This window comes from Vibrio sp. 16, from assembly GCF_963681195.1.
Classification (GTDB): Bacteria; Pseudomonadota; Gammaproteobacteria; order Enterobacterales; family Vibrionaceae; genus Vibrio; species Vibrio sinaloensis_D.
The window spans coordinates 1,555,845-1,580,563 of record NZ_OY808997.1; the positions used below are offsets into that span (position 1 = coordinate 1,555,845).

At 44.8% G+C, this 24,719-nt stretch carries 21 protein-coding genes and 1 tRNA gene; 9 read left to right on the plus strand and 13 right to left on the minus strand.

Going from position 1 to position 24,719, the window contains the following annotated elements; translation table 11 throughout:
- Positions 1 to 35 precede the first annotated feature (35 nt).
- The 5 genes from U9J37_RS06825 to U9J37_RS06845 form a co-directional block, all read right to left on the minus strand.
- The gene (locus U9J37_RS06825) at positions 36 to 2,579 is read right to left on the minus strand and encodes a beta-prism lectin domain-containing protein (RefSeq protein WP_043887126.1); all 2,544 of its coding nucleotides are present in this window, start codon (positions 2,577 to 2,579) and stop codon (positions 36 to 38) included.
- Between the two features lie 254 nt (positions 2,580 to 2,833).
- Positions 2,834 to 3,442 carry a DUF2913 family protein gene (locus U9J37_RS06830; RefSeq protein WP_005473342.1) on the minus strand — a complete coding sequence of 203 codons (609 nt, stop codon included), beginning with the start codon at positions 3,440 to 3,442 and terminating at the stop codon, positions 2,834 to 2,836.
- 149 nt (positions 3,443 to 3,591) lie between these two features.
- Positions 3,592 to 4,077 carry an RDD family protein gene (locus U9J37_RS06835; protein WP_005473332.1) on the minus strand — a complete coding sequence of 162 codons (486 nt, stop codon included), beginning with the start codon at positions 4,075 to 4,077 and terminating at the stop codon, positions 3,592 to 3,594.
- Positions 4,078 to 4,207: 130 nt separating this feature from the next.
- The gene (locus U9J37_RS06840) at positions 4,208 to 4,843 is read right to left on the minus strand and encodes an HAD-IB family hydrolase (protein WP_005473389.1); all 636 of its coding nucleotides are present in this window, start codon (positions 4,841 to 4,843) and stop codon (positions 4,208 to 4,210) included.
- Positions 4,844 to 4,950: 107 nt separating this feature from the next.
- Positions 4,951 to 5,027: transfer RNA gene (locus U9J37_RS06845), tRNA-Arg, on the minus strand.
- 202 nt (positions 5,028 to 5,229) lie between these two features.
- Here U9J37_RS06845 and folD point away from each other — a divergent pair.
- On the plus strand, positions 5,230 to 6,090 hold the full coding sequence (folD, locus tag U9J37_RS06850; RefSeq protein WP_005473355.1) for a bifunctional methylenetetrahydrofolate dehydrogenase/methenyltetrahydrofolate cyclohydrolase FolD: 861 nt from the start codon (positions 5,230 to 5,232) through the stop codon (positions 6,088 to 6,090).
- A gap of 109 nt (positions 6,091 to 6,199) precedes the next feature.
- Here folD and U9J37_RS06855 read toward each other — a convergent pair whose 3' ends face one another.
- The 4 genes from U9J37_RS06855 to U9J37_RS06870 form a co-directional block, all read right to left on the minus strand.
- Complete coding sequence (locus tag U9J37_RS06855; protein ID WP_005473411.1) at positions 6,200 to 7,399, minus strand: NupC/NupG family nucleoside CNT transporter; 1,200 nt, start codon at positions 7,397 to 7,399, stop codon at positions 6,200 to 6,202.
- 221 nt (positions 7,400 to 7,620) lie between these two features.
- Entirely contained in the window at positions 7,621 to 8,568 is a 948-nt protein-coding gene (locus tag U9J37_RS06860) for a LysR family transcriptional regulator (RefSeq protein WP_043887128.1), read from the minus strand.
- Positions 8,569 to 8,615: 47 nt separating this feature from the next.
- Positions 8,616 to 9,587, minus strand: a complete 972-nt coding sequence (locus U9J37_RS06865; protein ID WP_005473442.1) for a lytic murein transglycosylase — start codon at positions 9,585 to 9,587, stop codon at positions 8,616 to 8,618.
- A gap of 37 nt (positions 9,588 to 9,624) precedes the next feature.
- Positions 9,625 to 9,915 carry a YcgL domain-containing protein gene (locus tag U9J37_RS06870; RefSeq protein WP_005473359.1) on the minus strand — a complete coding sequence of 97 codons (291 nt, stop codon included), beginning with the start codon at positions 9,913 to 9,915 and terminating at the stop codon, positions 9,625 to 9,627.
- Between the two features lie 162 nt (positions 9,916 to 10,077).
- Between U9J37_RS06870 and minC the strand changes: the two genes are divergently transcribed.
- From minC to minE, 3 genes are read left to right on the plus strand one after another with little or no spacing between them, the layout of a single operon-like run.
- Positions 10,078 to 10,740 (plus strand): septum site-determining protein MinC, encoded by a 663-nt coding sequence (gene minC / locus U9J37_RS06875; protein WP_005473340.1) that lies wholly within the window; start codon positions 10,078 to 10,080, stop codon positions 10,738 to 10,740.
- 19 nt (positions 10,741 to 10,759) lie between these two features.
- The gene (gene minD / locus U9J37_RS06880) at positions 10,760 to 11,572 is read left to right on the plus strand and encodes a septum site-determining protein MinD (protein WP_005473329.1); all 813 of its coding nucleotides are present in this window, start codon (positions 10,760 to 10,762) and stop codon (positions 11,570 to 11,572) included.
- 6 nt (positions 11,573 to 11,578) lie between these two features.
- The gene (gene minE / locus U9J37_RS06885) at positions 11,579 to 11,842 is read left to right on the plus strand and encodes a cell division topological specificity factor MinE (RefSeq protein WP_005473399.1); all 264 of its coding nucleotides are present in this window, start codon (positions 11,579 to 11,581) and stop codon (positions 11,840 to 11,842) included.
- Between the two features lie 337 nt (positions 11,843 to 12,179).
- Here minE and adhE read toward each other — a convergent pair whose 3' ends face one another.
- The gene (gene adhE, locus U9J37_RS06890) at positions 12,180 to 14,879 is read right to left on the minus strand and encodes a bifunctional acetaldehyde-CoA/alcohol dehydrogenase (protein WP_038133939.1); all 2,700 of its coding nucleotides are present in this window, start codon (positions 14,877 to 14,879) and stop codon (positions 12,180 to 12,182) included.
- A 630-nt stretch (positions 14,880 to 15,509) separates the two neighbouring features.
- Between adhE and U9J37_RS06895 the strand changes: the two genes are divergently transcribed.
- Together U9J37_RS06895 and U9J37_RS06900 are read left to right on the plus strand one after the other, a co-directional pair.
- Positions 15,510 to 16,148: a YchE family NAAT transporter gene (locus U9J37_RS06895; RefSeq protein ID WP_005473357.1), complete on the plus strand. Its 639-nt coding sequence runs from the start codon at positions 15,510 to 15,512 to the stop codon at positions 16,146 to 16,148.
- Between the two features lie 68 nt (positions 16,149 to 16,216).
- On the plus strand, positions 16,217 to 17,056 hold the full coding sequence (locus U9J37_RS06900) for an ion transporter (RefSeq protein WP_038213492.1): 840 nt from the start codon (positions 16,217 to 16,219) through the stop codon (positions 17,054 to 17,056).
- Positions 17,057 to 17,167: 111 nt separating this feature from the next.
- Here U9J37_RS06900 and asd read toward each other — a convergent pair whose 3' ends face one another.
- Positions 17,168 to 18,283, minus strand: a complete 1,116-nt coding sequence (gene asd, locus U9J37_RS06905) for an aspartate-semialdehyde dehydrogenase (RefSeq protein WP_005473348.1) — start codon at positions 18,281 to 18,283, stop codon at positions 17,168 to 17,170.
- 447 nt (positions 18,284 to 18,730) lie between these two features.
- Between asd and nhaC the strand changes: the two genes are divergently transcribed.
- Complete coding sequence (nhaC, locus tag U9J37_RS06910) at positions 18,731 to 20,161, plus strand: Na+/H+ antiporter NhaC (protein ID WP_038133934.1); 1,431 nt, start codon at positions 18,731 to 18,733, stop codon at positions 20,159 to 20,161.
- Between the two features lie 62 nt (positions 20,162 to 20,223).
- Here nhaC and U9J37_RS06915 read toward each other — a convergent pair whose 3' ends face one another.
- Together U9J37_RS06915 and yejK are read right to left on the minus strand one after the other, a co-directional pair.
- The gene (locus tag U9J37_RS06915) at positions 20,224 to 21,426 is read right to left on the minus strand and encodes an Hpt domain-containing protein (RefSeq protein WP_005473317.1); all 1,203 of its coding nucleotides are present in this window, start codon (positions 21,424 to 21,426) and stop codon (positions 20,224 to 20,226) included.
- A gap of 106 nt (positions 21,427 to 21,532) precedes the next feature.
- Positions 21,533 to 22,534, minus strand: coding sequence for a nucleoid-associated protein YejK (yejK, locus tag U9J37_RS06920; protein WP_005473343.1), 1,002 nt, complete (start codon positions 22,532 to 22,534; stop codon positions 21,533 to 21,535).
- 84 nt (positions 22,535 to 22,618) lie between these two features.
- Here yejK and U9J37_RS06925 point away from each other — a divergent pair, with 84 nt between their 5' ends.
- Positions 22,619 to 22,843 carry a YejL family protein gene (locus U9J37_RS06925; RefSeq protein WP_005473334.1) on the plus strand — a complete coding sequence of 75 codons (225 nt, stop codon included), beginning with the start codon at positions 22,619 to 22,621 and terminating at the stop codon, positions 22,841 to 22,843.
- Positions 22,844 to 22,866: 23 nt separating this feature from the next.
- Positions 22,867 to 24,675: a DUF3413 domain-containing protein gene (locus tag U9J37_RS06930; RefSeq protein ID WP_005473324.1), complete on the plus strand. Its 1,809-nt coding sequence runs from the start codon at positions 22,867 to 22,869 to the stop codon at positions 24,673 to 24,675.
- The last annotated feature ends 44 nt before the right edge of the window (positions 24,676 to 24,719 follow it).

Here is a 24,719-nt window from a genome sequence, read left to right on the forward strand (position 1 = left end):
AAAAATGCCAGCGATAACGCTGGCATTTGTTTCGATTAATCTAGAATAAATTGTACTGCATCAACATACCGTCCAGAACTCCAAACATTGATCTCTTCAAGCTCTTCACCCGAAGGAATTTCAACAATATCTGTTTTCTGAGAATGGGCATAATGCTTTGATCCATAAAACAGGACAGTTCCATCATGATAGGTAAACGTCAGTGCAACGATATGATTTCCACCCCAGTAAAACGTGCCTGAAGTTACTTCAATTTTCGCTACCTTTTCTAAGTCAACAGGGATACCAAGAACACCACCTGGTCCGCCAACCATTTCGTCATCATCTTCGCCTAAAGCATCGATCATCCAGCCAGATCGTACGTAAAGCTCATCATCCAAATCTACGTTGGTAGGCTTACCTGTTGGGAAACCGATGATGTCAGTACCTGTACCCTTCTTCGTCGGTAATGTACTCGAACGATACGTATTGTGCGTCAACCAACTAGGCTCATACTTGCTAGGAATAGCACCTTCTTGCGTGATGTTCGATTGATGGAAAGAATGTTGGTTCCAAATTCGAGTAGCGTTTTTCCAAGGCTTGTTAAGATCCGCGGACTTAAATACGTATACGCCATGGTTGAACGAGTATCTTGAGTCGTAGTCATTAGCAACAACAATAAGTTCTGCATTGTTGTCACCAGCTAAATCCGCGACAACCGGTGACTCCCACAACGTGCCAGTCGAATTTGTAATTTCATTTAGCACAAGACCACTTCGACCATCTAAGATTCTTACTCGCATATGATCCTGAACAAGTACCTCATCAATACCATCGCCATCAAAATCATAAGCAGATACGCCTATTTTGCCACTACTTGAGTCATCGTTAGGTACAGACCAAACCAATTGCCCAGTACGGTCGTACATATCTACGGCGTTGTAACCAGCGTACACGATACCAGTACTGTTAATTGACTGTGCCGAAGTAAGTTCAAACTGCAAAGCCTCAACTAACCAGCCATTTGACCAAACATTCACCGCGCTGATTTCGCTGTCTTGCGGAACATGGAAATAATCCGTTTGCTGCCAGAAAGATGAATTCTTGGACCCAAACATCTCCGTAGTTCCATCATTCATAAAGAATTTCAATGCCAATAAGTGTTTACCGCCCCAATAATACTTACCCGAAGTAATGGCTATTTTACGTACCTCAGTAAGGTCTACGGGGCTATTAGTGTGGCCACCATTCCCACCAAATAAATTTGTCGGTGTTGTACCAACCGCATCGATAGCCAGACCAGAGTTTACGTACAACAAGCTGTCATTACCCACAGCTAAGCGCTTATCATCACCATACTCGAAGCCAAAAAGATCTGATTCCTTCACTACGGTTTCAACAGGGTATCCCAAGAAATTGGAAACAGCTTGCACTCCTCCACCAGGGTTACTTGTATTATTTACACTCCATTTGACGGTCCCATCATGTTCTAAAACGGAGATGAAACTGTTTTCAGATGTGGACTTGGAAGCTGGCGACGAAACAATTAATTCAGGGCTAACATCGCTATCTAGATTCGCGACAGAAGAAAACCAAACCTTACTCGCTGATTGATGGTTCCAAATCGCCCCACCATTTCTGTCAAATAGAGTTTGATCGGCAAATACTTCTTGTTTTCCGTCACTATCAAAATCGATAGATATAGGGGAAGGCGTCCAAGCATAACTAAATAGTGACAGACCAGAGTCATAATTATAGACACCATCTGGTGCAATAATTTCGACAGTCCCATCGTTATTCAAATCTGCAATACTAACTTGTCCAATAGTACGGCCACCCGTCTGGTTTTTGTCAATTTTTTTCTTCAGGTTACCTGCGTTATCGAGAACGTTGTAGTGGGTACTTCCTCGATTGCTGGTAATGATTTCGACAATTCCATCTCCATCGAGATCACCAGCTGCTACTGAATACCTCGCATCGGCAATAACACCACCGTTGCTGTAATCCCAAATTTCACTGCCGTCGACACCACTCAGCGCACGAACTAATCCGCCGTCGGTATATTGATTATCCTCAAACGTAATGACGATAATATCCGCAGTATCTTGGTTATCTATACTTCCATCGTTGTTATCATCGTTCAACTGCACAACAACCGGAGAAACAATCACTTGGTCATATTCCGGCATGAAGCTGCTTCCTTGCCAAGACCAAGCCAATACTGGTTCGACTTCAGGAGAGCGAGAAACAACTCGCATTGAACGAGGTGCAGAGAAGTCTAGTACTTTACCATTATATGCTTTTACAGCTTCTAGTTCTGAATTGGGAGTATAACCAGTAAAAACCGCCAAACGGTTATAGGATAAATTGTCCCAATCACTAAGCATCACCCCTGCGCCGGCACCAGCATAAACATCAACTTCATGTTCATAAATAAAAGAGGGGAGAGAATAACCTGAGCGCTCCCCTACGTTTAAACAGTATTTATCTCCAGTTTCTTTGCTAACAATACAACCTACACCTTCTTCAGCAGAAGCAAAAACCGTCATTGAGTTCAACGATATTAACACTGCTGTCAGGGAAATATATTTGTGTTCCATTACGGACTTCCTTTTTTATTTTAGGAAGCGAGAATATCGTTGGATATAAGAAAGACTTCAATAATAGATGGGGGGAATCTCTGTTCAATAATGAGACATCTCATTATTGATACACTTATAATCAGTAAGTAACTCGTAAGGGAGAATGATAATATAAAACCATTTTTTATTAAAAACCCGCTAACTCATTTTTAATAAGCGTTATTGGGAGAAACAACCCAGAGATAAATAAACTTTAGTTGCACTACGTTTAATTAGCGAAGCACTAAAGTTATCCTCACAAACTCCCCATCTTCAAATTCGACTTTATGTTCAAAAATTGAGGATGAGTAAATCGTTCTTAAGAAAGCATGTTTCTCACCGTTGGTACCACGGAACAACATCGAAATATCGGCGATAAAGCGGTTACATTCGCTAAAATGCGCATTCAGATCTTGAGACAATACACACAGCAAACACCCTTTGGGATTAAACTGAAGGTCGACGGATTCCGGACTTGATACCAGTACCGTCGTATTTAGCTCTTTCTCTAGTGTATTGATGAGCAGCAGGAAGCTATCAAGGTGAGGTAACTCATCCCCACCCTCAGGCGGTAACAAATTTTCCAACATCGCTTCCATGTCGAGACGTTGTGAGCGTGCGTGAGTAACAAGCGAACGGATCTTCTTCTTAAACGGCTTATATTTCTTACTGTTAGATGCCTTGTTGAGCCAGCCTGAAATGACATCATTCACATCGCTGCGTGAGCGCTTGAGTGAGACCTTACCTGCGTTACTCGTGTATAGATGAAGCAGTGCATGCAGCGCAAGCTCTGACAACAAAGGCTCAAACTCAGGTTTAATTTTAGTGTGAATACTGCGCATGATGTCTAAACTGAAGAACTAAAATCGAAGCTGAACAAACACTGTTCATTCATGGAAGGGAGGTCATGCTACCGAAAAGCGTTGCGTATGTACAGAAACAAAAAAGCAACGCTAATCTGCGTTGCTATAGTATGGCGGTTGCCTTTGAGTTAACAATCATTCAAACGAATAACTTGCGTCGAGGCAATGATATCGTGCAAACAACGTCTAGAACTACCAAAGATGAGCAAAACGCCAACAAGGCTTATCACACCACCGATAAGCGGTACATAACCAATCAAAAAATAGTAGGCGTACCGTTTGAACAGTAACTCGTTAAGCTTGGGTAGATCCCCCTGTTGATTGCGAATTCCTATCTTCATCCATTTTTTGCCAATTGTCTGGCCTTTATCTCGCAGTAAATTACGGTTGATAATAGCAAATAAAATGAAGTTGAGAATACCTAGTAAAAATAGGTACCCCCAACTTGGCTCTGTCGGGGGGGATTGAGTAAAACTCTCAAATCCTCCCGTAAAGTACATCAAGGGAAGTATGAAAATAGATAAGACGATAGAATCTATCAACGCAGCGACTAAGCGAGAACCTCGGCTGGCAAGTTGCAGTTGAAGTTCAGAACTATCTTGGACTTGTTCCATAAAACGTTACACCTTATTTCCGTGACATCTTTAGGCATATTGACTGCTATTTAACTTATCAGCAGAACTAATATGTAACGTTTCGATATAGATTTTATTTTAGTGAAAACTCGCTGCAAGCGTTTCTTTTTTAAGATGCTTTAATGGAGTCAGGCGTTACTTCACCGAATGGTTTCCAGTTAAGGTAGCTTTCATCAGCAATACGCAGCATGGGGACATCTTCGAAGGTATCGCCATAAGCGAAGACCTTAGTGTAAGCGGAAACATCCACACGACTTGCTAGCAGCCGAACTTTGTTCTCGCGACTGCAGTCACCACCTTGGTAGCGACCAGTGAATCGACCATTGCGTCTAGTGAGCTCACTACACACCAACTTGATACCTTGATTTTCAGTCCAGATACTCAAATACGGGTTCACGCCTGCCGACACAACAAAAACATCATCGCCACGTTCTAAATGCCAATCGATACGCGTTTGAGCAATTTCTCTGATCACGCTTGGTAAATATTGTTGGGTAAACCGTTTTGCAAGGCACTCTACCTCGTCTACATCACGTCGACAAAAAGCGAGAAATGAGAGTACAGGTCGCAAACGGCTGGCGGGCAACACTCCACATCGATATAAAGCAATCGCAGGCCATATGAAAGATAACCCAATAACAAGCCGTGGCTTAGGTGTGGCAAAATATAGAAATTTTGAATAGGTATCTTCGCTGGTGATGGTGCCATCAAAATCAAAGAGGGCTAAATTTCGCATCGTGCTCATACATTTCTTCTTTACGATAAAAGCATCTCTAGCCAAAGCATAAAACATTGCTTCCAAAACGCGAAAGCCCCGACAACTCATTGAGCTATCGGGGCTTTTCGAATAAATGGCACGCCCTATAGGATTCGAACCTATGACCACATCCTTAGAAGGGACGTGCTCTATCCAGCTGAGCTAAGGGCGCGCTACAGGGGAGGATTATACGAGTTCAAACGCTTAAATCAACGGGTTTTCATAACATTCTGATCTGAATGCCTAAAAAAAGGTCATCAAATCAATAAGCGCTCAAAAACACCTCAAAGCAAACGTTTGCGTATGGATGTTAAACTGAATTTCTGCGACAATGCTGCGCCAATAATTTGCCTTATCAATTCAAAAGGAAAGTCATGACTGCTCAAAATATAGATGGAACTCTCATTTCCCAAACTGTTCGATCCGAAGTTGCAGCACGCGTAAAAGCTCGTATCGAGAACGGTTTGCGCGCCCCAGGTCTTGCTGTGGTACTCGTGGGTGAAGATCCCGCTTCTCAGGTCTATGTCGGTAGCAAACGTCGTGCTTGTGAAGAAGTTGGCTTCGTATCCAAGTCTTTTGACCTTCCTGCAACCACATCGGAAGAAGAGTTGCTTGCGCTAATTGATGAACTGAACAAAGACTCTGAGATTGACGGTATTTTGGTTCAACTGCCCCTTCCGGCAGGCATTGATACAACGCATGTTCTTGAGCGCATTGCGCCTGAAAAAGACGTGGACGGTTTCCACCCTTATAACGTAGGGCGATTGGCACAACGCATTCCAAAACTTCGTTCTTGCACACCAAAAGGCATCATTACGCTACTTGACCGTTACAACATTGAACTGCGCGGCAAGCACGCTGTTGTGGTCGGCGCTTCAAACATCGTGGGTCGTCCTATGACGCTTGAACTCCTGCTAGCAGGCTGTACCACTACGACTTGTCACCGTTTTACCAAAGACTTAGAAGGCCATGTTCGCCAAGCAGACGTTGTTGTGGTTGCTGTTGGTAAACCGAACTTTATCCCCGGTGATTGGATTAAAAAAGGCGCGGTCGTGGTCGATGTGGGTATCAACCGTTTGGAGTCAGGAAAGTTGGTAGGCGATGTGGAGTATGACAAAGCCCGTGAAAAAGCGAGTTTCATTACCCCTGTTCCTGGTGGCGTTGGCCCGATGACAGTAGCAAGCCTTATCGAAAACACCATGATTGCCTGTGAGCAGTTCCACACTAAGAAGTAACGACTCTTAAGAAACCAAAAAAGGGGTTGATGTGGTAGCACATCAACCCCTTTTTAATGTTTACTTAATTCGTGGTGCTTAGAGCATTGGTAAATACTGTTCGCAATGCTTATAGGCTCAAGATAACGCCCGCAATCGACGCACTCATTAAGTTCGCCATCACACCTGCGGCAATCGCTCGAAAGCCGAATTTAGAAATAAACGGGCGCTTTTCAGGAACAACACTACCTAAACCGCCAATCAACATTGCCATCGTTGAAATATTGGCAAATCCACATAAAGCAAAAGTGACAATTGCTTGTGAATGCTCACTCAGTTGGGCCTTAACGTCCATTAACTGAATAAATGCAACAAACTCGTTAACCACGATTTTGTTACCAATCAAAGAGCCTGCGGTAATCGCTTCATTCCAAGGAACGCCAAGCAGCCACGCGACAGGAGCAAACAGATACCCCAAGATTAGCTCAAAGCTGAGATCCATTCCCATCAGGCTACCAACCCAACCGAGCATACCGTTTAGCATGGCAATCACACTAACAAACGCCAGTAAGGTTGCACCAACCGCAACGGCGATACGTAAACCCGCCATCGCGCCGTCTGCCATCGCCTCAACCACATTGGTCGCGCGTGGCATTTCGACATTGTTCATGTCTATTTCTGCGTCTGCGGTTTGTGTCTCTGGCACCATTATTTTCGCCATCAAAAGACCCGCAGGTGCTGACATAAATGCTGCTGCAATTAGGAAGTTAAGGTCAACACCGAGTGATGCGTAGCCCACCAACGTACCACCAGCGACAGAAGCAAGACCACCAACCATCACAGCAAAAAACTGAGAGTCCGTCATGTGCTTTAAGTACGGCTTAACAACAAGAGGCGCTTCAATCATGCCAACAAAAATGTTCGCCGTTGCTGAAAGTGATTCTGCACGACCGATTCCTAGTAACTTTTGGAGCCCACCACCGATCAAGTTGATCACTTTTGGCATTACTCCAATGTGGTATAAACCGGAAATCAACGCGGAAAAGAAAATGATGATGCCCAATACATTGATAGCGAAGGTAAAGCCACCCGTTGCAAGGCCGCCAAATAAGAACGCTATACCTTCTTGGCCATAATTGATTAAGTTAGACACCGCGCCCGTCACGCTATTAAGTGCATCTTTTCCCGCAGGGACATACAAGACGAGCAATGCGAAAGAAACTTGAAGCGCAAACGCCAGCGATACCGTTTTAAGGTTGATACTTTTTCTGTTTGTAGAAAGTAGCCATGCTAAAAACAAGATGGCTACGATACCAAGAATAGAATTCATAAAAGATCCGACAAAATTGGGGGAACAAGATTGGCGTCGGATAATATTCGCTTAAAAATGAGATGCAAATCACAGTTGTTAATGGAGTGTACTTTCCATTGCGCAATTAATCACCATGGATATAACATGCTGTTTTTAATCAGTTTAAACGTTTGCTCTTGTTTATTATTTCCATTTAGAAAAGATGTTTCTGAAAACAGAAACAATATCGTGAGTCGCTTTCACGACTTGAACCCCTGCAAATACGGCGCTAATCGCTTATCCCAATGGCAAGGAGCACCGATTTTTTGTTTGATAAACTCGATCACCGCGGCGGTTTTGGTCGGCAAGTATCGACGACTAGGGTAGACGGCATAAAAAGGCATATCTTGGCTCGCTTGCCAATCAGGAAGAAGCTGTATCAGTTGCCCATTTTTGAACTCATCTCGTATTAGGTACGTCGCTAAGTAAGCAATTCCCCACCCTGCTACGGCCGCATCTCGAACCGCTTCAGCAAGGTCCACCGAGTAGTTGCCTGACACTTTTACATTCAGTTGCTCTTCCGGTTTCGAAAACGCCCAGCTTGTGTAGTCTCGCTCCCAACTGCGATAAATCAGACAATTGTGCTGCACAAGCTCATTTGGGTGATGAGGCGTACTATGCTTAACCAAGTAATCTGGTGATGCAGCTACGACGAATCGACTATCAGCTAACCTTTGCGCCACATAACCTTCAGGTAAGGTTTCGTTGTTGGTTATCCACAAATCCAGCCCTTCTTGGAGCATATCAACGCGATAGTCGAACAAATGCATCTCGACTTGCAGGTTCGGGTAACGAACTCTGAGATCGTCAATGGCGGGTAGAATATGAAGGGTGCCAAATGACTGCGACAAGCCAATTTTAATCAGCCCTGCCACTTCATCGCGTTGGCTTTCCACTTCTCGCTGCGCTTCTTCAATCGTTCGCACAACTTTTTGGCAATGGTGATAAAAATTTTCGCCTGCTTCCGTTGGAGTAAATGTTCGCGTAGTGCGTTGAACCAATTTAACACCGAGCGACTCTTCAAGCTGTGCCAACTGTTTACTCACATGAGAAACAGAAACACCCAGGCTGCGCGCCGCAGCGGTAAAATTTTTATGAGTGAGCAAGGCGGCAAACACCACCATCTGCATCGCGCGTTCTGATAACACAAAAACTCCAAAACAAAAAAGGAGCTCCTATGAGCCCCTCTCGATAATTAAAGTACAATTCTATCGGCCAAATGGCTAACCGCTAGGGCGAAATAGTAAGAGCGATTCCACTTCATCAGCACATTGTAGTTATTATAAACAAGGTAGACTCGGCCGTTTGCGTCATCCGGGGCGATCAACCAAGCCTTAATATCGTCATCCAGTTTTGGTAATGGACGGCCATCGTAACGAGTCACGCCTAGCTTGCTCCACTCCTGAAGATATTTCCCTTTCTCTTCACTGCGACCTTGGATACTGGTATCAAAACCTTGGGGTAATTTGACCTGACGTCCCCAAGTATATTTATCGCCCCAGCCAGATTCGCTCAGATAATTCGCGGCAGATGCAAACACATCCGCTTCGGTCTGCCAAATGTCTTTCTTACCATCACCGTTACCATCAGCGGCGAACGCTAAGAAGGAGCTTGGCATAAACTGACACTGCCCCATCGCCCCAGCCCATGAGCCTTTAAAATCTTCAACTGGGATATGGCCTTCTTCAAGGATCTGCAGTGCCGCCATTGCTTCTTTACGGAAGAACGCTTCACGGCGGCCGTCATAAGCCATGGTGGATAACGCATCTATTACACTGTAATTGCCAGTGAAGCGGCCAAAATTGCTCTCTACTCCCCACAATGCGACGATAAATCGTGGCTGAACGCCATATTCATCACCAATACGGGAAAGAGTCTCGTAATGCTTTTCGTAGAGCTCTTTGGCTTGCTTAACTTTCCAATCTGGCACTGCCCGCGGAATGTACTCATCCAGCGTGAGCTTTTTCTCTGGCTGGTTGCGATCCGCTTTTACGGCGCGAGGCTTATAAGTTACATCTGAAAAAGCTGCAGAGATCACCTGTTCAGAAATGCCGTGTTCTCTGGCTTCTTGTTTTAATCCATCAACGTATTGCTCAAAACTCTGCTCGTTTGCCCAAACAGAGCTGGCAATAGTGGCACCTAATACGACTGACAATAATTTCTTCACATTGCCCTCCTTGAGCAAGGTTTTGGCGTCCGTTTCGTTATTTTTCTTCGGACTGTTGACGCGCTTTTTTCTGCTCTTTGTATTCATCAAGCAAATTTTTCGGCGGTGGCGGAAGCTGAAGGAAAAAACCTTCTTCTTCAAGTGACTGTTTCACTTTATCGATATCGACTGATGCCAGCTGGCGCCCGTCAAGTTTGATCACCATAACCATAATAGGTTTGCCAAACATCTGCATCAATGTGTCAGGAACTTGTGAAAAATCGTCCTTTTTAGGGATGTAGAGGTAAGCGCCTTCTTTTTTAGAACTTTTGTAAATTGCACAAAGCATGGGGAGCCTTTTGTCCGTTTCTATTCAATGAACGTCAGTGTTTCGCTATTTTTGAGAGCAAAACACTCAATTGAGCGCAAGATAACTTGCTGAGCTTATTGTGGGAATATAACATGACAACCCTAGTCTCAGGCAACGCCCTTACGAGGTTGTAAGTAAAAGATGTCACATTCACCAGACCTAAAAGGCAGTAGCTTCACATTGTCCGTTTTACACCTTAGTGACAACGATGTGGAAAAAACGGTCAAATTCCTCAATGAGAAAGTCGAGCAGGCACCGACTTTTTTTGCCAATGCCCCTGTGGTAATCAACATTGCTAAGGTGGAAGGCGATATTGACTTTCATGCACTGAAGCACGGAATTTCCGCAGCTGGTATGATTCCGGTTGGTGTTGCTGGCTGTAAAGACAAGCGAACGCAAAATCTCGCCAGTGAGGCGTCTTTTGCCATTATGTCTGCGAGTAAGTCGCCGAGCCAAGCGCCCGCTAAAATGGCGCCAACCAAAATTGTCCGCTCGCCGGTGCGATCTGGTCAACAAATTTACGCAAAAGATAGTGATCTCGTGGTGCTTAATCATGTCAGCGAAGGTGCTGAGGTCATTGCAGATGGTTCCATTCACATTCACGGAACACTCCGTGGACGCGCAATCGCAGGAGCGAATGGCAACAAAGAAGCGGTCATCATCTGCAATAAGCTCAACGCTGAACTTATGTCTATCGCAGGTCATTATTGGTTGACAGAACAATTTGCTGATGAATATTGGCAACAAAAGATCATGTTTAGTTTGGATGATGACTCGCTTCGATTCGAGTTGTTAACGATTTAAGATTTATAAGGAACAGATAATGGCACGCATTATTGTTGTAACGTCAGGTAAAGGTGGTGTAGGTAAGACCACATCAAGCGCTGCTATCGCTTCTGGCTTAGCGATGAAAGGAAAGAAAACCGCCGTAATCGATTTTGATATCGGCCTGCGCAACCTCGATTTAATCATGGGTTGCGAGCGTCGCGTCGTCTACGACTTTGTTAACGTCATCAACGGTGAAGCAACACTCAATCAAGCGATGATCAAAGATAAACGTTCTGAGAACCTATTTATTCTTCCAGCTTCGCAAACACGTGACAAAGACGCTCTAACTAAAGAGGGCGTGCGCCGCGTGCTTGATGAGCTTGACGAAATGGGCTTTGATTTTGTGATCTGTGATTCTCCTGCAGGTATCGAGCAAGGCGCTCTCATGGCGCTATACTTTGCAGATGAGGCGATCGTAACAACAAACCCTGAAGTCTCTTCTGTTCGCGACTCAGACCGCATTTTAGGTATTTTGGACTCTAAGTCACGCCGTGCTGAAGAAGGCCTTGAGCCGGTGAAACAACACTTATTGCTGACACGCTACAACCCTGCGCGCGTGACACAAGGTGAGATGCTCAGTGTTGAAGATGTTGAAGAGATTCTGCACATTGGTTTGCTAGGAGTTATCCCAGAGAGCCAAGCGGTTTTAAATGCGTCGAACAAAGGTGTACCTGTCATTTTTGATGAGCAATCTGATGCGGGCATGGCTTACGACGACACAGTCGAGCGCCTGCTTGGCCAGCAAGTGGATTTCCGCTTCCTGACCGAACAGAAGAAAGGAATCTTTAAACGACTATTTGGAGGCTAAATCGGCATGTCATTACTTGAATTCTTCCGCCCGCAGAAAAAAAGCTCTGCGAACTTAGCCAAAGAACGTCTGCAAATTATTGTTGCAGAGCGTCGTAGTCAAGGTGACCCAGCGCCATCTTACTTACCACAACTAAAAGAAGACATTCTGAAAGTGATCGGCAAGTACGTTGCCGTAGACCCTTCCATGGTCGACCTTTCTTTTGAACATAAAGATGATGACATTTCAGTCCTTGAGCTGAATGTTAAGCTTCCTGAAGACGAAAAATAACTCTTCTTTATAAGCAAATAACCACAAAAACCGACGAGAAAACGTCGGTTTTTTTCTACCTGTTCCTTCCCTCAGGTACCCATACTGACCAAACCCTGCACTCGCTAGTTTTGCACGCGCAAGCGACTTAAAGACAGATCCCTAGCCACAGACCATGGTTCAATCACCATCCACTTCCTATTGCCGTTAGCTATTCTAAGTTCTTAGCCACTTTATCGACAACAGCACCAAAATCACATGGCACAAAAAAAGCCCCAGTCATTCGACTGGGGCTTTATCTTTTCCCGATAGATAAGTGTCGTGCTAGCGAAAACTTATCTCATAACTAACGTCTTACTTATGCGTCAGCTTTTGCTTTCTTAGCTTTAGGCGCTTTCGCTGCTTCTTGGTCTGCTTTCTTTTTGATTACCGTAGTACCTTCGAAAGTTTCACCTTCAACGAATGCTTTACCGTAGTAAGAAGCTAGTAGAACTTCTTTCAGCTCAGTGATTAGAGGGTAACGTGGGTTAGCACCTGTACACTGGTCATCGAACGCTTCAACAGCTAGTTCGTCTAGTTTCGCTACGAAGTCAGCTTCAGACACGCCAGCCGCTTGGATAGACATCGGGATGTCTAGGTTAGCTTTTAGCTCGTCTAGCCATGCTAGTAGACGTTCAATCTTCTGAGCAGTGCGGTCACCTTCTTGGCTTAGGCCTAGGTGGTCAGCAACTTCAGCGTAACGACGACGTGCTTGTGGACGGTCGTATTGAGAGAATGCAGTCTGCTTAGTTGGGTTGTCGTTCGCGTTGTAACGAACAACGTTAGAGATTAGTAGTGCGTTCGCCAGACCGTGTGGTAGGTGGAACTCAGCACCAATCTTGTGCGCCATAGAGTGACAAACACCTAGGAATGCGTTCGCAAACGCGATACCAGCGATAGTTGCCGCGTTGTGTACTTTCTCACGAGCGATTGGGTCACCAGCACCGTTCGCGTAGCTTGAAGGTAGGTACTCTTTTAGCATCTTAAGTGCTTGTAGAGCTTGACCATCAGAGTATTCGTTAGCAAGAACAGATACGTAAGCTTCTAGAGCGTGAGTTACTGCATCGTAACCACCAAATGCTGTTAGAGACTTAGGCATGTTCATTACTAGGTTAGCATCAACGATAGCCATGTTTGGCGTGATTTCGTAGTCAGCTAGTGGGTACTTAGCACCTGTCTCGTCGTCAGTAACAACCGCGAATGGAGTAACTTCTGAACCCGTACCTGAAGTTGTAGTGATACATACAAGCTCAGCTTTCTTACCCATTTTAGGGAACTTGTAGATACGTTTACGGATGTCCATAAAGCGCATTGCTAGTTCTTCAAATGCTGTTTCTGGGTGCTCGTACATTACCCACATAATTTTCGCTGCATCCATCGGAGAACCACCACCTAGAGCGATGATTACGTCTGGTTGGAAGCTTTGCATTGCTTCTGCACCTTTCTTAACAACAGATAGCGTTGGATCCGCTTCTACGTCGAAGAAAGTTTGAACTTCGATGCCTTGAGCTTTGAGAAGCTGTACTACATCGTCAGCGTAACCGTTGTTGAATAGGAAACGGTCAGTTACTAGGAACGCGCGTTTCTTACCTTCTAGGTCGCTCATTGCGATTGGAAGGCTACCACGACGGAAGTAGATAGACTTAGGTAGTTTGTGCCACAACATGTTTTCAGCTCGCTTCGCTACAGTTTTCTTGTTGATTAGGTGCTTAGGACCTACGTTCTCAGAGATAGAGTTACCACCCCATGAACCACAACCTAGAGTTAGAGAAGGTGCAACGTTGAAGTTGTACAGGTCACCGATACCACCGTGAGTCGTCGGGATGTTGATTAGGATACGAGCAGTCTTCATCTTGTCACCGAAGTAACGGATGCGGTCTGCGTTAACGTCTTGGTTAGTGTATAGACCAGACGTGTGACCGATACCACCGATCTCAACCATAGTTACGGCTTGAGCAACTGCGTCTTCGAAGTTGTCAGCACGGAAAAGACCTAGTGTTGGAGATAGTTTCTCGTGAGCGAATGCGTCGTCGTAAGAAACTTTACCAAGACCTTCACCTACAAGTACTTTTGTATCAGCAGGAACTTTAACGCCCGCTAGTTCAGCGATTGCTGGCGCTGGTTGACCAACGATTTTTGCGTTTAGCGCACCGTCGATTAGAAGCACTTTACGTACTTTGTCTGCGTCTGCTTTAGAAAGAACAACGGCTTTGTGAGAAGCGAAACGCTCTTTTACTTCGTCGTAAACTTCGTCAACTACGATTGCAGCCTGCTCAGAAGCACATACTACGCCGTTATCAAAAGTCTTAGACATTAGGATAGAAGCAACAGCACGTTTAACGTCAGCTGTTTCGTCGATAACAACAGGAACGTTACCTGCACCTACACCGATTGCTGGCTTACCAGAAGAGTAAGCGGCTTTAACCATGCCTGGACCACCAGTTGCAAGGATAAGAGCGATGTCGTCGTGCTTCATTAGAGCGTTAGAAAGCTCTACAGATGGCTGATCAATCCAACCGATGATGTCTTTTGGAGCACCTGCTGCTACTGCTGCGTCTAGAACAAGTTTCGCTGCATCATTAGTCGAGTTTTTCGCACGTGGGTGTGGCGAGAAGATGATACCGTTACGAGTCTTCAGAGAGATTAGAGATTTGAAGATTGCAGTAGAAGTTGGGTTAGTTGTTGGTACGATACCACAGATGATACCTACAGGTTCTGCGATAGTCATTGTACCTAGGTTGTCATCCTCTTCTAGGATGCCACAAGTCTGTTCGTCTTTGTATTTGTTGTAGATAAACTCAGAAGCGAAGTGGTTCTTGATTACTTTATCTTCAACAATACCCATACCAGATTCTTCAACCGCTTGTTGAGCTAGCGGGATACGAGCTTGGTTAGCTGCAAGAGACGCAGCGCGGAAGATCTTGTCTACTTGCTCTTGAGAGTAAGTAGCGAACTCTTCTTGCGCTTTCTTAACGCGAGCAATCATTGCATCTAGTTCAGCCAGATTAGTTACAGGCATAGGGATTCTCCTAAAATTAACAAATATTAAAAACTTTTTAGTAAGAGTACTGTTCAACTGATTTTGTTATCTAAACAAGCAGGCTTCTTAGTAAATTGCTTTCAGGGCTGAGTATATTATTTCAGGTTATGAAAAAAATTGACCCAGATCAGTTCTGAAAAACTATTTACCTACTTAGTGGTATCTAAATCCCAAAAAACCACGTAAACACATGAAATATAAAGATTTAGATCACAAAAGATAATTGTTCAAAATATCAGCATTCAGTTGCATCAAATGGAAAAACAACAATATCTTGTAAAAAAGTTTCATTTTTTGGCCACAAACTTTCATGTGGTCCACAAACCTTGTGCTACTGAGAGTATATCTAAAGCTGCATTTCTCTCTACATACCGACTTATTTTTTATCGAAAATGTGCAGATGTTAACGTTTGTGTCAAACAACATGATGTCGACACAGATTCTACGTAACAAAGTATGTCATTAGTATTTACGATTTATTCAATAATTAGATTTTCTCAGTAATGGAATGATTTACAGGTTAGTTTTTTTCATTCGTTGACGAACAGATTTTAGACTATATTCCGCGTGTACTAATCTTGTTGTTAACTTTGCTGTGGACATCCTTTAATGCAAACCTTCGAAATCGCTATTTTTCTGCAGTTTTTTCTCGGCTTAGTCGCTGCCGTGAACCCCGTCGGTATCATGCCGGTGTTCGTGTCACTGACTGGCCATATGACTCAAGAAGAAAAGCATAAAACGGCAGTGACGGCCAATGTCGCGGTCGCCATCATACTTGTTGTTTCCTTGCTTGCTGGCCAAATGCTTTTGGATATGTTCAGTATCTCGCTCGATTCATTCCGCGTTGCGGGCGGTTTGCTGCTTTTGAGTATTGCGTTCTCAATGATGAGCGGTAAGTTGGGTGAGGATAAGCAAAACAAACAAGAGAAATCAGAGTACGTTAGTCGAGAGCAGATTGGCGTAGTGCCCCTCGCGATGCCGTTGATGGCAGGTCCAGGTGCGATTAGCTCAACCATTGTTTATGGTTCTCGCTACCCGAGCATGTTTGATACCGCTGGCATCATCGTTACTATCGTTTTATTTGCGCTCTCGACTTGGTTGTTGTTTCGTTCCGCTCCCTTGATCGTTCGATTCCTTGGCCAAACTGGGATCAACGTGATCACTCGTATAATGGGGTTGATTCTGGGCGCACTGGGCATTGAGTTCATCGCAAATGGTCTGCGCAACCTATTCCCTGGGTTGGCGTAAGCGCTAAAATTAGCCTGACTTAAATAAACTCGGTATGATGGAGAGATGGAATTTTTGGTCGCTCTATCATGCCGCGTAACTCACTCAGACATCACCTATACATCATTATTTTTGGTTCGCACACAAAAGCAGGTCGCGCGTTTGACTTAGCTTTAATCGTCGCGATTGTCTCTTCACTGATCGTATTGTTACTGGAATCGATCCCTTCGATTCGCTCGGTATGGGGCGCACAGCTCAAGTATCTTGAGTACACGTTTACCGCACTATTCACGATTGAGTATATTCTAAGGCTCTACTGCTCGCCCAAGCCCAGCGCTTACGCCAAGAGCTTTTATGGCGTTGTTGACCTATTGGCGATATTGCCCACCTATTTGGCATTTTTCTTCCCTTCGGCAGCTTTCATGGGCGTGATTCGTGCGCTGAGAATCATGCGGATTTTCCGTGTACTCAAACTCGTTCGCTATCTGCAAGACTCCAATCTCTTGCTTCGCTCGCTACTTATGGCTAGACGTAAGATCTTTATCTTCTTTAGTACCGTTGCAATTCTCGTGACTATTTTTGGCGCACTGATTTACGTCATTGAAGGACCTAAAAATGGTTTTACGAGTATTCCTCAAAGCATCTATTGGGCGATTGTGACGATCACTACCGTTGGCTACGGAGATTTAATTCCGCAAACCGCGCTCGGCAAGGCGATCGCTTCTGTAACAATGCTACTTGGCTACTCAATACTTGCTGTCCCGACAGGCATTATTACTGCGGAATTAAATCAAGAGATGAACTCGCACAAGTCGTTAGTTAAATGTCCAAACTGTTCCCAAAGCGGCCATGAAGCAGACGCGTTGTATTGTAAGCACTGTGGCAGCGAGCTCGCCGATCCTGACAAGCGGGTTGTAGCTGAAGAATAGCGAGAAACGAAAAAGGGTTGGCTTCTACGCCAACCCTTTTCAGTTATTCATCTAGGTACTTATCATGTCCACACCTAAAACTGCTTTCGAAGAACTGCTGCCCAGCTTTCGTTACGCTTTTTCAGCCAGAATGATACGAAGTGTACGACGAAGTGGCTCTGCTGCACCCCATAGCAATTGGTCACCTACGGTGAATGCGTTTAGGAAGTCATCACCCATCGCCATCTTACGTAGACGACCGACTGGGATAGAGAGTGTACCCGTCACCTTCGCTGGTGTTAGCTCTTGCGCGGTAATATCACGATCGTTTGGAATCACTTTAACCCAATCATTGTGCGTGGCGATCATCTCTTCGATCTCGTCCATTGGCACATTTTGCTTCAGCTTAATTGTCAGTGCTTGAGAGTGACAACGCATTGCACCGATGCGGACACAGGTACCGTCGATAGGCACTGGCGCATCTTGGAATCCTAAGATCTTGTTCGCTTCAACGCCCGCTTTCCACTCTTCTTTACTTTGGCCATTGTCACGCTTCACATCGATCCAAGGGATCAAAGAACCGGCTAACGGCACGCCAAATTTGTCCGTAGGGAATGAAGAGCTGCGCATGGTGTCAGCGACTTTCTTGTCGATATCAAGAATAGAACTCGACGGATTTGCCAATTCAGAACTCACTGAATCGTTGATCACACCCATTTGAGAAATCAGTTCACGCATGTTTTGCGCACCTGCGCCAGAGGCGGCTTGATACGTCATTGCGCTAGTCCACTCAACGAGGCCCTTCTCGAACAAACCACCAAGACCCATTAGCATCAAGCTCACCGTACAGTTACCGCCGACAAACGTATTGGTGCCACCATGAATGCCTTGCTGAATCTGCGCCAAGTTAACTGGGTCTAGAGTGATAATAGAGTCTTGCGCCATACGCAAAGTCGAAGCCGCATCAATCCAGTAGCCTTTCCAACCTGCTTGACGAAGTGCTGGGTAGACTTTCTCGGTGTAGCTACCACCTTGACACGTGATCACTGCATCTAACTGCTTTAGGCTTTCAATATCGAATGCGTCTTGAAGAAGCCCCGCGTCTTTACCTAAGTTGGGAGCAGGGATACCTACTTGAGAGGTGCTATAAAATACCGGTTCGATAAGGTCAAAATCTTTCTCTTCAACCATGCGTTGCATCAGTACCGAACCAACCATGCCACGCCAACCAACTAAACCTACTCTCATTCTCAACTCTCCGTGTAATCAATTTAAAAAGGGAATACACCAATATTCAATTTTCGCAGCAAAATCTCAAGTGAAAATTGCATCAAATCTGTAACTTTTAGCTCTTGTTGACTCAACCTAAGCTAAACCACCTATTTTGCTGACTTTGTATCCACTTGTTATTTTCCCAACCAAAATACTCATCAATCACCACAAAAACAAAAACCACGTGCTACACAAAATTTACAAACACAAACATTGCAAACCATTAAAATTAACGTTTAACCATATTATTAACCACAAAAAACACACTAAGCAGACCAGAATCACAATAGATGCACATTATATCGAAATATTATTCTGACTAATGTAAAGTGCACCCACACCTAAAAGGCGTTCACACTCACATAGCAAATAGTAAATAAGTTGCTATTTGTACTGACTCATAACACTTATAAGAGGCTCTGTATGACGCAACTTACCCCCCGTCTGCCAAGCTTGATGCAGGTTATTGTCTCCCTCGGACTGTTTCTATTGATGGCGTTTTCATTTACTGCCCAATTAGATCTACCCATTCAACTTGCACTCTATATTGGCTGGTTCATCATCATGGTGCTGGGTATTCGTTTAGGCCACCAATATAAAGAGCTTGAAAAAGCGGCCCTAAACGGTATTTCTAACGGACTTGGCGCGGTACTTATTCTTCTTGCAGTTGGTGCATTAGTGGGTACTTGGATTTCCGGCGGCATTGTTCCAACCATCATTTACTATGGTCTAAAAGCAATTCATCCTTCTATTTTCCTTCTTGCGACTATGATCATTTGTTCATTGACGGCCCTCGCCACTGGTACTTCTTGGGGTGCAGCGGGCACCGCCGGCATTGCGATGATGGGTATTGGCCAAGGGCTTGGCGTGCCAGCACCCATCACAGCAGGTGCGGTACTATCAGGATGCTACTTCGGTGATAAAATGTCGCCATTGTCAGACTCGGTGATTCTTGCGTCTTCAATGTCGAATGTTGAGGTAATGGAGCACATCAAAGGAATGCTGCCTGTTGCGCTTATCAGCTACATCATCACAGGTATCATGTTTACCGCATTTGGCTTCCATTACGCGGGTAACGTCGACATGTCTCAAGTTCAGTCTGTTATCCAAGCGATGGAACAACAGTTCTACATCACACCTTACTCGTTTGTACCGGTCATTATCGTACTTGGATTACTTGCGATGCGTATGCCATCTTTCCCTGTAATTAGCTTCGGTTCTCTACTCGGCATTATCTGGGCAGTAATGATTCAAGACGTAGACTTCTTACAAGCGTTCAACACTGCTTGGGCGCCATTTGAAATCGAATCTGGTGTCACTTTCATTGACTCGATCTTAAATCGTGGTGGTATGTCGTCCATGCTTGGGTCTGTTGCTGTGATCGTCTTCGGTTTAGGTTTCGGTGGACTACTGGATAAAGTCGGTGTGCTAGAAACGATAGCGAAACTCTTTGAGCGCCGTGTTCAAAGTGCTGGCTCTCTCGCAACCAGCACCATTGGTACCGCGTTTATGGGTAACGTCTTTGGTTCAGCAATGTATGTATCATTGATTCTGACACCAAAAATCTGTGCGAAAAACTACGACCGCTTAGGCTACAAGCGTAAAAACCTGTCTCGTAACGCGGAATTTGGTGGGACATTGACGTCGGGTATGGTGCCTTGGAGTGACAACGGCATTTACATGGCAAGTATCTTGGGCGTTGCTACGCTCTCATACGCACCTTTTATGTGGCTGAGTTTCGTTTGTATCATCGTCACCATCATAACCTCTTACATGGGATGGTTTGTTGATAAGTGCGAGCCAACCGCGCCCGCAACTGAAGAAGAAGCCCAATACCAAAATCAAACGGCTTAATTTCACTACCTACAAACAAAGAAGAGCGCCACAAAGGCGCTCTTCTTATTGGAAGCAAACAACTAGCTTTGGTTTTCTTTTAAGAATGCTTTCGCTTCCTGAATCGCGATGGTCAAACACTCATTTAACTCATCCAACAAACCAGAAATCTGTGAAACGTCTTGTTGGATTGCAGCCTCGACTTTAGCCGCGGCTTCTCTAAGTTTATGCGCCCCTAAGTTCCCACCGACCCCTTTCAAACTGTGCGCTTTTCTTTGCGCATCTTCAGGGGAATCGGTAAGCAAACGGGTGATTTCATTCACATCATCCGCATGATCGGCGACAAACACTTCTAATAACATACACACCGATTCAACATCACCATTTAAGGAACTGAGCATGACATCGAAGTTTATTTGCGGCTCTGCCTCAACCACTTTGGGCGAGTTGGTTACTGAGACAACGGGTTTGGCAACCGGAGGTTCACTCTCTTCAATCTCGATGTTTGACATGGAATTAGGGCTGCTCTGAGCTAAAAAGAGTAAGACTAAGAAACCCGTCATGGTAAGTAGCGTTAACCCTACCGCAGCAATAAGGTGGTGACGCAATAGCGTACGGTAGTCAATCTCAAGCGCCGAGATGTGATTAGACACATCATGAGAAATCAGCTTGTCAACCAAATAGGAGCCTTGAGCGTAGCTACTGAGTACTTGCGAAACATCAACCAATACCTTCTGTAGTTGCTGACGCTGCGGAGGCTCAAGCGTCGTGGACTCTTGATATATCTTATCCACATGGCGGAATATTTCAGCATTGGCTTTTTCTGAGAGGTACATAGCTTCAAACACATTGGCACTTAATTGGAAGTACTTGTTTGAGAGCGCCTCAGAATTGGTGTCTTGGGTTCGAGTTTGGCGAATGGTATTGGCTAGCTTTTGGACTGCTAACTCATTATCGAGATAAGCCTGCGCCTGCTCGATAAAACGATCGGTGGAGAATAGAAGTTGATTGAGATCGGGCATCAGCCAACTTTTTTGATAGAAGGCGTCAATCTGAAGCCGAAGGGCATAAATGAGCTGCAAATCCAACGCTTGGCGCTCGACCATTTTAGTTCGATACGGCGCGGCGTAAATGAGCGAACTTCTCAGGCTATCAATGCCATAGCCGAGCTCTTCCACTTGCAGCCGACTTGACTCTACAGTGCGGTAGCTACTTCCTATCCCGACCAAAGCGAGGAGCCAAAGTAACGAAAGTACTAGGCCTAACTTCAACCACTTGCGTTCCATGCAATACCTATTTCAACAAATTGCTATGAATACAAGAATATACGTTATCGGGAGGAAAGGTAGGACTAAGCACTAATTAATTGCGCCTAGTCCTATATTCTGAGGCTTAGCGGTTACGCGTCAATTGATCGCGAAGATTGGGCGGCGTCCCTTTAATGGTAAGGGTATCCGTTTCTGGATCGTAAAAAATACGTTCGCCAAGTAAAAGGCTGTCAAAGCTGACATTGAGTCCTCCACCCGCACCCACATACTTAGTCAATTTACGCACTGTCGTACGATCCCCCGGAAAACTCTCTTCCAGTTCGTATCCCTGCTCTTGGGTGTAATCTAAGAAGCTGGTACCGTCTTGAGAAGAAGGCAGCTCTCCCGATAACTCTCGTACCTGTACTTCATCGCCAGCTTTGATCTGTTCGTTACAGTAGTCTGCCACTTGTTTTTTGTAGCTGATCACTTCGTCTTTTTCGAGTTTTGAGTCCGCGCAAAAGTCTTCGACAGCTTGCATCAATACTTGGTTTTGCTGCTTAGTATCCAGTCCGACTTCAGCCTGCAAGAAATCTAGGAAGAAATCCGCCACTTTGCGCCCTACTCGGCCTTTGATATAGGCGAGGTAGCGATTAGACTCTTTGTCCGTTTCATAACTGGTCAAGTCGATACGCGCAGCGATGTCCATTTTGCTCAGGTCTAAATAGTCCGTCGCGCTGATGTCCAAACCTTCTGTCACTTTCAAACTTTGGTTAGATGGAATGATGGCTACAAAAAGATAATCTGTTGCCAACGATTGATACTCGGCAATCACCAAGATACCTTCATCTGCAAACGGATACTTTGACAATTCTTCTTTTAAACGAGTCGCGCTGCTTTGCGAAAAGTCATAGAAGCCAAGCTCTCCTTTGCGCATTTGCTGCAACCACTGTTGAAATTCGCTGTCTGATTTAAACGAGCCAAAGCCTTTGCCCGCCTTGGAGTGAAACACTCGGTGCAGTTCAGCAATCAGGTTTTCAGTAGAAGCATCATTGGCAAGAGAATCGGTTCTAAAATTAACGATAAGTTCGTCTGAATCGTTTTTTTGCAGTTGATGAAGAATAACGTTGGATAGTTGAAGGCTCATGATGAAATTTATCGCTGCATAGGTTTCAGTTGCGTGGCATTGTAGGTTATCATAAGCCGCTTTATTATCAACATTAGAACACTTATGCCGATTACATCTAAATACAGCGACGAGACCGTTGAGAAGATTCTTACAGAGATCGCGATTGTGCTTGAAAAACATGCGGCATCACCAGAGCTTTCTCTGATGATTGCAGGCAATATCGCTACCAATGTCTTAAATCAAGATGTTGCACCTTCACAACGCAAAGTAATTGCTGAAAAATTTGCACAAGCACTTATTTCTTCGATTGAAGAAAAATCACACTAATCGCAAATAAATAGAACACATACATGGTAGATAGCGGAAACACATACGGCGAACGTGTATCACGTTTGGTAGGTTGGGGGCACTGGTTTGCCTTCTTCAACATTATCGCAGCAATGTTGATCGGCACCCGTTATATCACTCAATCACCTTGGCCAGAAACTTTGCTCGGCCAGTTTTATTTGGCGATGTCTTGGGTCGGCCACTTTGGCTTTCTTGTCTTCGCTCTCTACCTTTTAGTATTGTTCCCGCTGACATTTCTTGTTCCCTCAAGAAAGCTGTTTAGACTGATTGCCGTCTGCTTTGCCACACTTGGGCTTACGCTGTTACTGATTGATACTCAGGCCTATCAAACGATTAACCTCCACTTAACCCCCGTGGTTTGGGAAGTCTTGTTCAATGATGATAAGTCTCGTGTCAGTGCGGACTTACAGCATCTATTTATCGTAATGCCACTTATCTTTATGCTCCAACTTGGCTTGTCTGAGTGGGTATGGAGAAAACAACGCAAGCTCTCTCACAAGCATGTTGGGCGTCCATTGGCTGCACTCTTCTTTGTCAGCTTTATTTCAAGTCACTTGATTTACGTGTGGGCCGATGCCTACTTTTACAATCCGATTACTGCGCAACGTGCGAACTTTCCGCTCTCCTACCCGATGACAGCAAAATCGTTTATGGAGCGTCACGGCTTACTGGACCGAGAAGAGTACTTGGAGCGCCTGCAGCAAAATAAAGAACAAAACACAGAGCTCGTTAGCTACCCGCTTGAAGCGCTCGAATTTAGTCGTCGCGCTAACCCACTTAATGTTTTAGTCATTAGCGTCAACAACCTTCGTGGCGACGCATTAAACGCCGATTGGATGCCAACAGCAAACGAGTTTGCCAACAACAACCTCAATTTCTCAAATCACTACAGTTCAAGTAATGATTCATTTGGTGTGTTTGGCCTGTTTTACGGATTACCAAGTGCTTACGCCCCAAGCATCAAAACACAAGGGACTAAACCGATCATCGTCGATACCTTGCTAGACAAAGAATACGCTTTTGGCTTGTTCAGTGGCGACAACTTCGACGATCCGATTTACGGCGAATCCATATTCCGAGGTATGCCTTTTACCGGCGTGCCTTTTAATGGTGAACTTTCTCAGGATAAGCAAGCCATTGACGCGTGGGCTAACTGGGTGCAAGAGCAAGGTGATTCACCTTGGTTTAGCTTCATTGAATTAACAACGCTAGACAACTTTAGCGCCTACGACAGCGGTGATGAAAAACAAACCAGCAGTGAAAAGATCAAAGCTGGTTATCAGAAGTCCGTTCAAACCGCAGATGACGAGCTAGCTGAGTTGTTTGCTTATATCGAAAAGCTTGAGCTTTCAGACTCTACCGTCATTGTCTTGACCTCAAATCACGGTACTGAGTTTAACGAGACCAACACGAATAGTTGGGGAGCTAACTCCAACTACAGCCAATATCAATTGGTGGTACCTATGGTCATTCACTGGCCAGGCAAGGTAGCCACTCAGTATCAGCATAGAACGAGTCACCTCGATCTTTCCGTCACCTTATTGCAAGATCTGCTTGGTGTTTCCTCTAACCCGAATGACTTCAGTAGTGGCCGTAACTTATTTGATGAACGTTCAAGAAAGTGGATTTTAGCCGGAGATTCGCGCGAGTTGGCGTTAATCACGACTAAAAACACCACAGTGATAGATAAGTTTGGCAACTATAAACTTTACGATAGCAGCTACAAGCGACTTAAGGACGAAAATCCAACGCTTCCTGTGCTTATGCAAGGTTTAACTGAGCTACAGCGCTTCTACGTTAAAAGTAACTAAATCATGGTGTTAGGATTGACTAAAGCATAGCAACCTATTACATT

Bases quoted from the DNA above. Each gene is read 5' to 3' on its own strand.
- U9J37_RS06825 (WP_043887126.1), bottom strand. From the start codon at position 2,579: ATGGAACACAAATATATTTCCCTGACAGCAGTGTTAATATCGTTGAAC.
- U9J37_RS06830 (WP_005473342.1), bottom strand. From the start codon at position 3,442: ATGCGCAGTATTCACACTAAAATTAAACCTGAGTTTGAGCCTTTGTTG.
- U9J37_RS06835 (WP_005473332.1), bottom strand. From the start codon at position 4,077: ATGGAACAAGTCCAAGATAGTTCTGAACTTCAACTGCAACTTGCCAGC.
- U9J37_RS06840 (WP_005473389.1), bottom strand. From the start codon at position 4,843: ATGAGCACGATGCGAAATTTAGCCCTCTTTGATTTTGATGGCACCATC.
- folD (WP_005473355.1), top strand. From the start codon at position 5,230: ATGACTGCTCAAAATATAGATGGAACTCTCATTTCCCAAACTGTTCGA.
- U9J37_RS06855 (WP_005473411.1), bottom strand. From the start codon at position 7,399: ATGAATTCTATTCTTGGTATCGTAGCCATCTTGTTTTTAGCATGGCTA.
- U9J37_RS06870 (WP_005473359.1), bottom strand. From the start codon at position 9,915: ATGCTTTGTGCAATTTACAAAAGTTCTAAAAAAGAAGGCGCTTACCTC.
- minC (WP_005473340.1), top strand. From the start codon at position 10,078: ATGTCACATTCACCAGACCTAAAAGGCAGTAGCTTCACATTGTCCGTT.
- minD (WP_005473329.1), top strand. From the start codon at position 10,760: ATGGCACGCATTATTGTTGTAACGTCAGGTAAAGGTGGTGTAGGTAAG.
- minE (WP_005473399.1), top strand. From the start codon at position 11,579: ATGTCATTACTTGAATTCTTCCGCCCGCAGAAAAAAAGCTCTGCGAAC.
- adhE (WP_038133939.1), bottom strand. From the start codon at position 14,879: ATGCCTGTAACTAATCTGGCTGAACTAGATGCAATGATTGCTCGCGTT.
- U9J37_RS06895 (WP_005473357.1), top strand. From the start codon at position 15,510: ATGCAAACCTTCGAAATCGCTATTTTTCTGCAGTTTTTTCTCGGCTTA.
- U9J37_RS06900 (WP_038213492.1), top strand. From the start codon at position 16,217: ATGCCGCGTAACTCACTCAGACATCACCTATACATCATTATTTTTGGT.
- asd (WP_005473348.1), bottom strand. From the start codon at position 18,283: ATGAGAGTAGGTTTAGTTGGTTGGCGTGGCATGGTTGGTTCGGTACTG.
- nhaC (WP_038133934.1), top strand. From the start codon at position 18,731: ATGACGCAACTTACCCCCCGTCTGCCAAGCTTGATGCAGGTTATTGTC.
- U9J37_RS06915 (WP_005473317.1), bottom strand. From the start codon at position 21,426: ATGGAACGCAAGTGGTTGAAGTTAGGCCTAGTACTTTCGTTACTTTGG.
- yejK (WP_005473343.1), bottom strand. From the start codon at position 22,534: ATGAGCCTTCAACTATCCAACGTTATTCTTCATCAACTGCAAAAAAAC.
- U9J37_RS06925 (WP_005473334.1), top strand. From the start codon at position 22,619: ATGCCGATTACATCTAAATACAGCGACGAGACCGTTGAGAAGATTCTT.
- U9J37_RS06930 (WP_005473324.1), top strand. From the start codon at position 22,867: ATGGTAGATAGCGGAAACACATACGGCGAACGTGTATCACGTTTGGTA.